Annotated in this window: 4 protein-coding genes and 2 rRNA genes (1 of these 6 only partly in view); 3 read left to right on the forward strand and 3 right to left on the reverse strand. The window is 60.1% G+C overall.

Annotated features, from left to right (window positions below; all coding sequences use genetic code 11):
* Positions 1 to 132: 132 nt before the first annotated feature.
* The gene (gene ilvC, locus C2U30_RS13565) at positions 133 to 1,614 is read right to left on the reverse strand and encodes a ketol-acid reductoisomerase (RefSeq protein WP_103243930.1); all 1,482 of its coding nucleotides are present in this window, start codon (positions 1,612 to 1,614) and stop codon (positions 133 to 135) included.
* A gap of 193 nt (positions 1,615 to 1,807) precedes the next feature.
* Here ilvC and ilvY point away from each other — a divergent pair, with 193 nt between their 5' ends.
* The 3 genes from ilvY (at position 1,808) to C2U30_RS13580 (ending at position 5,664) form a co-directional block, all read left to right on the forward strand.
* Positions 1,808 to 2,701, forward strand: coding sequence for an HTH-type transcriptional activator IlvY (ilvY, locus tag C2U30_RS13570; RefSeq protein ID WP_010676123.1), 894 nt, complete (start codon positions 1,808 to 1,810; stop codon positions 2,699 to 2,701).
* A gap of 107 nt (positions 2,702 to 2,808) precedes the next feature.
* Positions 2,809 to 3,000, forward strand: coding sequence for a hypothetical protein (locus C2U30_RS13575; protein WP_010676124.1), 192 nt, complete (start codon positions 2,809 to 2,811; stop codon positions 2,998 to 3,000).
* 90 nt (positions 3,001 to 3,090) lie between these two features.
* The gene (locus C2U30_RS13580; protein ID WP_103243931.1) at positions 3,091 to 5,664 is read left to right on the forward strand and encodes a bifunctional acetate--CoA ligase family protein/GNAT family N-acetyltransferase; all 2,574 of its coding nucleotides are present in this window, start codon (positions 3,091 to 3,093) and stop codon (positions 5,662 to 5,664) included.
* Positions 5,665 to 5,765: 101 nt separating this feature from the next.
* On the opposite strand, the gene rrf is transcribed toward C2U30_RS13580, so the two are convergent.
* Positions 5,766 to 5,880, reverse strand: a 5S ribosomal RNA gene (gene rrf / locus C2U30_RS13585).
* A 123-nt stretch (positions 5,881 to 6,003) separates the two neighbouring features.
* Positions 6,004 to 7,019, reverse strand: a 23S ribosomal RNA gene (locus C2U30_RS13590) (it continues 1,873 nt past the right edge of the window).

The following is a 7,019-nucleotide window of genomic DNA, read 5'->3' on the forward strand; positions in this document are numbered from 1 at the left end:
GCTCGATGAGCGGGGCTTTTTTATAGGCTTCAATCTGTCTGTTTGCATCATCCGGACGACAGGCCAGGTGTCTAAGCCAGCCAGTAACGGGGATCGTCATCCCCGCCCCTTCCGATGCCGCTCAGCGAAGGCTTAACCGCCGACGGCAATACGCTTCATGTCCTTCATGTAACCACGCAGGGTCTGGCCGATCTTCTCGATCGGGTGGTTGCGGGTCGCTTCGTTGGCAGCCAGCAGGGCCAGGTTGTCCACCGCCTTGCTCTCGGCACGGGCACTGCCCAGGTCCCCTGCTTGCAGAGTCGGCATGAAGTGCTCACGCAGCAGCGGCACGGCAGCGTTGGCAAACAGGTAGTTGCCGTACTCCGCGGTATCGGAGATGACCACGTTCATCTCGTACAGACGCTTGCGGGCGACGGTGTTGGCGATCAGCGGCAGCTCGTGCAAAGACTCGTAGTAGGCGGACTCTTCATAAATGCCGGAGGCCACCATGGTTTCGAACGCCAGCTCGACACCCGCCTTGACCATGGCCACCATGACCACGCCATTATCGAAGTACTCCTGCTCGGCGATCTTGCCAGCATAGGCAGGGGCATTCTCGAAGGCGGACTTGCCGGTCTCTTCGCGCCAGCCGAACAGCTTGGCATCGTCTTCGGCCCAGTCAGCCATCATGCCGCGGGAGAACTCGCCGGCGATGATGTCATCCATGTGCTTCTCGAACAGCGGACGCATCAGGGTGCGCAGTTGCTCGGAGAGCTCGAAGGCACGCAGCTTGGCCGGGTTGGAGAGACGGTCCATCATCAAGCTGATGCCGCCCTGCTTCAGGGCCTCGGTGATGGTCTCCCAGCCGAACTGGATCAGCTTGCCGGCATAGGCCGGGTCGGTGCCCTCGGCAACCAGCTTGTCGTAGCAGAGCAGGGAACCGGTCTGCAGCATGCCGCACAGAATGGTCTGCTCGCCCATCAGGTCGGATTTCACTTCCGCGACGAAGGAGGATTCCAGCACGCCGGCACGGTCGCCACCGGTAGCAGAGGCCCACGCCTTGGCGATGGCCATGCCCTCACCCTGGGGATCATTCTCCGGGTGGACGGCGATCAGGGTCGGTACGCCGAAACCGCGCTTGTACTCTTCACGCACTTCGGTGCCCGGGCATTTGGGTGCAACCATCACGACGGTGATGTCGGAACGGATCTGCTGACCCTCTTCCACCACGTTGAAGCCGTGGGAGTAGCCCAGAGCGGCGCCCTGCTTCATCAGCGGCATCACGGTTTTGACGACGTCGGAGTGCTGCTTGTCCGGAGTCAGGTTCAGCACCAGATCGGCGGTCGGGATCAGCTCTTCATAGGTGCCGACCACGAAGCCGTTGTCGGTGGCCTTCTGCCAGGAGGCGCGCTTCTCGGTGATGGCGGCCTTCCGCAGGGCGTAGGAGATGTCCAGCCCGGAGTCGCGCATGTTCAGACCCTGGTTCAAGCCCTGGGCGCCACAGCCCACAATCACCACCTTCTTGCCCTTCAGCACGTTGCAGCCGTCCGCGAACTCTTCGCGCTGCATGAAACGACACTTGCCCAGTTGGGCCAACTGCTGACGCAGGTTCAAGGTGTTGAAATAGTTAGCCATGGTGATTGCTCCGTTCGATTGATTCCATGCCGGATAGCGGCGTTGTCGAAACCACTATAGCGCGGGACACTTATTGCCTGAACTGATATATTCGAAACAGTACGTTGCAGGAATTGAAATATGATTTCCCGCAATCTCCCACCGCCGAGCCATCGTGCTACAGGGAGCCTGACAACGCCGCAGGAATAAAAAGATGGACCTTCGCAATCTCGAACTGTTTCTCCACCTCGCCGACTCCCTCCACTTCGGCAAAAGCGCCGATGCCATGGCGGTCAGCCCCTCCACCCTGAGCCGCGCCATCCAGCGACTGGAACAGGAGACCGGCTGCGTGCTGTTCGAGCGGGACAACCGCTCGGTGCGGCTCACCCCTGCTGGTGACAAGCTGAGGGAGTTTGGCGGTGCCTTGCTGCAGGAGTGGCGCCAACTCAAACAGGAGCTCAAGCGCAGCGACGAGCCGCTGCAAGGGCGGCTGCGGGTGTTCTGTTCGGTTACCGCCAGCTACTTTCTGCTGCCCGAGGTACTGGAACGCTTTCGTCGCCGTTATCCCCAGCTGGAGATCAAGCTGGAGACCGGCGACCCGGCACTGGCAGTGGACAAGATCCTGGCTGACGAAGCCGATCTCGCCATCGCAGCGAGGCCGGATGCGCTCTCGTCCAAGCTGGAATTCGCCAGCCTGCAACAAGTCCCTCTGGTTTTCATCGCCCCCCGCAATGCCCCCCAGCAGGGTCAGTGGTTCCCCCAGGGCGAACCTGACTGGGAGCGCCTGCCGCTGATCCTCTCCGAACAGGGGCTGGCCCGAAAGCGCTGTGATCAATGGTTTCGCAACAAGGGGATAGCTCCCAACATCTATGCAGAAGTGGCGGGCAACGAGGGCATCGTCGCCATGGTGGCCCTCGGCTTCGGTGTGGGTGTCGTGCCTGCTGCCGTCATCGATCACAGCCCCATGGGGGACAAGGTGCGTGTGGTCGAGCCCAAACCGGCGCTCAAGGCGTTCGACGTCGGTATCGCCGTACTCAAGAAGCGGCTGGAAGAGCCGCTGATCCGCGCCTTCTGGGATACTGCACGCGGCCAGGGAGGCCTTCGCTGATCCGGCAGGCGTCGGAGCCACAGTGAGTGTCAAATGTATCAGTATAAAAGTGGGGGAGAAGAGGGGACACTGGCCGGCACCATCCAGCCACCATCAAGGAATAGAGCGTGAGCCAGCATCTTGTCGAAATCCGCAGTGCCATCCTGTTCGCAGAATATCTGCAAAGCCTCGGGGTCCAGCGCCATGAACTCGATCGGGAGCAGGAGATCTATCTCCAGGACAGGCACCTCGCCACGGTGCAATGCATTCAGGGGGAGCTGCGCTTTTATCTGCGCGCCAGCGCACTGGCCAGATCGTGATCCGCAATCGGTCACAGAACCCGCACGCAAAGCGTATTAGACTGGCACCATCCGTCCCCCTCGCCCCGGGGGCCACCACGAGGAGTGCCCATGAAACAAAGCGGCCTGGATCGGCTCTTCAAACCTCACTCGATCGCCGTCATCGGCGCCTCCAGTGATCCGCAGAAAGCAGGCCATGTGGTCATCCGGCACCTGCTGGCGGGTCAGTTCCAGGGCCCTATACTACCCGTAGCCCCCCGCAGCCAGGCCATCGCTGGCGTGCTCGCCTATCCGGACATAGAGAGCCTTCCCCTCTCCCCCGATCTCGCCATCGTCTGTACCCGGCGCGAACGGGTACTGCCGCTCATCGAGGAGCTCGGCAAGAAAGGAACCGGAGCCGCCATCATACTGGCCGCCCAGTTCTCCACTGACGAGCGCCTGCGGCTCAAGCATCTGTGCCAGCAATACGGCATCCGGCTGCTCGGCCCCAACAGCATGGGCATGCTGCTCCCCGGGCAGGGTATCAACGCCAGCTTTTCCCCCATTGCAGCGACTCCGGGACAGGTGGCGTTTCTCTCCCAGTCGGCAGCGGTCAGCACCACCATCCTGGATTGGGCCAAGCAGCGCGAAATCGGCTTCTCGGCCTTCATCTCCCTGGGCGATCATTGCGACATCGACTTTGGCCAACTGCTGGATCAGCTCTCCCGGGACGGGACGACCCGCGCCATCCTGATCTACATGGACAAGCTGCACGATGCCAGGCACTTTCTCTCCGCCGCCCGTGCAGCCTCGCGCAACAAACCCATCCTGATCCTCAAGAGCGGTCGGCACGACCCGGCCAACGGTCTCGACAATGTCTATGATGCCGCCATCCGCCGGGCTGGCATGCTGCGCGTCCGGGATACCCACGAACTGTTTGCCACTGTCGAGACCCTGAGCCACTCCCTGACCCTCAAGGGGGAGCGGCTCGCCATCCTCTCCAACGGGCGCGGCCTCGCCAACATGGCCGCAGACGTACTGCTGTCTCGGGGAGGCAAGCTGGCGATGCCACCCCTCGACATCGGCAGCGATGCCGATATCGAGGCCTACAAGAGTGCACTCGAGACGCTGCTCCAAGGGGACAGTGCCGATGCCATCCTGCTGATCCATGCACCGTCCCTCACCGCCCGAGGTGTCACCCTCGCCAGCAACCTGATCGACTTCATCAAGCAGCATCCCAGGGCCAGACGATTCAACATACTGACCAACTGGGCAGGCGAATACTCCGCCCAAGAGGGGAGACGTCTGTTCAACGAGGCGGGCATCCCGACCTATCGCACCCCGGAAAGCGCCGTCACGGCCTTCATGCACATGGTGGAATATCGCCGCAACCAGAAACAGTTGATGGAAACACCGGCCTCCCTGCAAGGCGACAGGCTCGATGTCGAGCGCTGCCAGCAGCTTCTTGGGCAAGCGCTGGACCGCCAGCAGCGGGTGCTGGACACCCACCTGGCCCATCCCATCTTGCAGGCAGCCGGGCTATCCACCCTCGCGACCTGGATCGTCTCCGATGCCATCGAGGCAGCACTGACAGCAGAACAGATTGGCTACCCCGTAGCGGTGAAGCTGCGATCTCCCGACATCGCCCACAAATCCGATGTACACGGTGTCATGCTGAACCTGCGCACCTCGGCGGAAGTCGCCCAGGCGGCGGATGCCATTCTAGACAGGGTACGTCAGCGCGATCCTGGCGCCCGCATAGAAGGGCTTCTGGTACAACGCATGGCACGCCGCAGCGGGGGTCTGGAGCTACGGATCCGCTTGCAGCAGGATCCGGTCTTCGGCCCCGTCATCCTGCTCGGGGAATCCGGCGCCGAGCCCCGCGAGATGGTCGCGGCCCTTCCTCCCCTCAACCAGGCACTGGCTCGCTACCAGATCATTGGTGCCCTCAAGGATGGCAAGATCCGCGAGCAGGCCAGTCCGGTACGGCTCGATATCGACGCCCTCGGCCAGGTGCTGTGCCAGCTCTCCGAGCTGCTGCTGGCCTTCCCCGAGATACAAGAACTGGATCTGCACCCGCTGCAGGCCTGTGGCGAAGAGATGGTGATCCTGGATGCCCGGCTCGTCCTGGCAGAGCGAGGGCAACAAGTGCTGCCACTGGCCATTCGCCCCTATCCCACCGAGCTGGAAGAGGGTGCCTGGCTGAAAGATCAGAGTCATGTGCTGCTGCGCCCCATTCGCCCCGAAGACGAGCCGGCCCACAAGCAGTTCGTGCGGCAGGTGTCTGATGAAGACAGGTACAAACGCTTCTTCGCCGACGTGGGGGAGCTGGGGCATGAGGAGCTGGCCCGCATGACCCAGATCGATTATGACCGGGAAATGGCCTTCGTCGCCGTGGGTCAGGACGGCCCTTTCAGCCAGCAGATCCTGGGAGTGGTGCGAGCCATTGCCAGCCCGGATCAATCGGATGCGGAGTTTGCCATCCTGGTCCGCTCAGACTTGAAAGGGCTCGGACTCGGCAAGTTGATGATGGAAAAGATCGTGCGCTATGCCAGAGAGCGTGGCATAGGCCAGCTATCTGGCATGACCATGCCCAGCAATCGCGGCATGATCAATCTGGCCAAACGGCTCGGTTTCAAGATCGATATTCAGCTGGAAGACGGGATAGTCAACATGGAGCTGCCCTGTGCTGATCAGGTTGTATAACGATACAATCGTGGTGGTAAATCAACCAGATATGGATGGATAACGTGAATTTCAGGCAATAAAAAACCCCGCTCGAGTGAGCGGGGTTTCTTGTATTGGGTGCCTGGCAGTGTCCTACTCTCGCATGGCGAATGCCACACTACCATCGGCGCTACAGCGTTTCACTTCTGAGTTCGGCATGGGGTCAGGTGGTTCCACTGCGCTATTGCCGCCAGGCAAAATCTTCAATCTTAGAAAGCTGACGTGAATAACGACTTTGCTAGTTGCTGGTCATTATCACTGAATTTGTAAGTAGTTCATGCACTTGCTACAAGGCCAGAAACACTTCTTGGGTGTTGTATGGTTAAGCCTCACGGGTAATTAGTATGGGTTAGCTCAACGTATCGCTACGCTTACACACCCCACCTATCAACGTTGTGGTCTCCAACGGCCCTTTAGGACCCTCAAGGGGTCAGGGATGACTCATCTCAGGGCTCGCTTCCCGCTTAGATGCTTTCAGCGGTTATCGATTCCGAACTTAGCTACCGGGCAGTGCCACTGGCGTGACAACCCGAACACCAGAGGTTCGTTCACTCCGGTCCTCTCGTACTAGGAGCAACTCCCTTCAATCATCCAACGCCCACGGCAGATAGGGACCGAACTGTCTCACGACGTTCTGAACCCAGCTCGCGTACCACTTTAAATGGCGAACAGCCATACCCTTGGGACCGACTTCAGCCCCAGGATGTGATGAGCCGACATCGAGGTGCCAAACACCGCCGTCGATATGAACTCTTGGGCGGTATCAGCCTGTTATCCCCGGAGTACCTTTTATCCGTTGAGCGATGGCCCTTCCATTCAGAACCACCGGATCACTATGACCTACTTTCGTACCTGCTCGACCTGTCCGTCTCGCAGTTAAGCTGGCTTATGCCATTGCACTAACCTCCTGATGTCCGACCAGGATTAGCCAACCTTCGTGCTCCTCCGTTACTCTTTGGGAGGAGACCGCCCCAGTCAAACTACCCACCAGGCACTGTCCGCGAGCCCGATTCAGGGCCCTGCGTTAGAACATCAAACATACAAGGGTGGTATTTCAAGGACGGCTCCAGCGCAACTGGCGTCACGCCTTCAAAGCCTCCCACCTATCCTACACATGTAGGTTCAATGTTCAGTGCCAAGCTGTAGTAAAGGTTCACGGGGTCTTTCCGTCTAGCCGCGGGTACACCGCATCTTCACGGCGAATTCGATTTCACTGAGTCTCGGGTGGAGACAGCATGGCCATGGTTACACCATTCGTGCAGGTCGGAACTTACCCGACAAGGAATTTCGCTACCTTAGGACCGTTATAGTTACGGCCGCCGTTTACCGGGGCT

It is taken from the genome of Aeromonas sp. ASNIH5 (assembly GCF_002902865.1).
Classification (GTDB): Bacteria; Pseudomonadota; Gammaproteobacteria; order Enterobacterales; family Aeromonadaceae; genus Aeromonas; species Aeromonas caviae.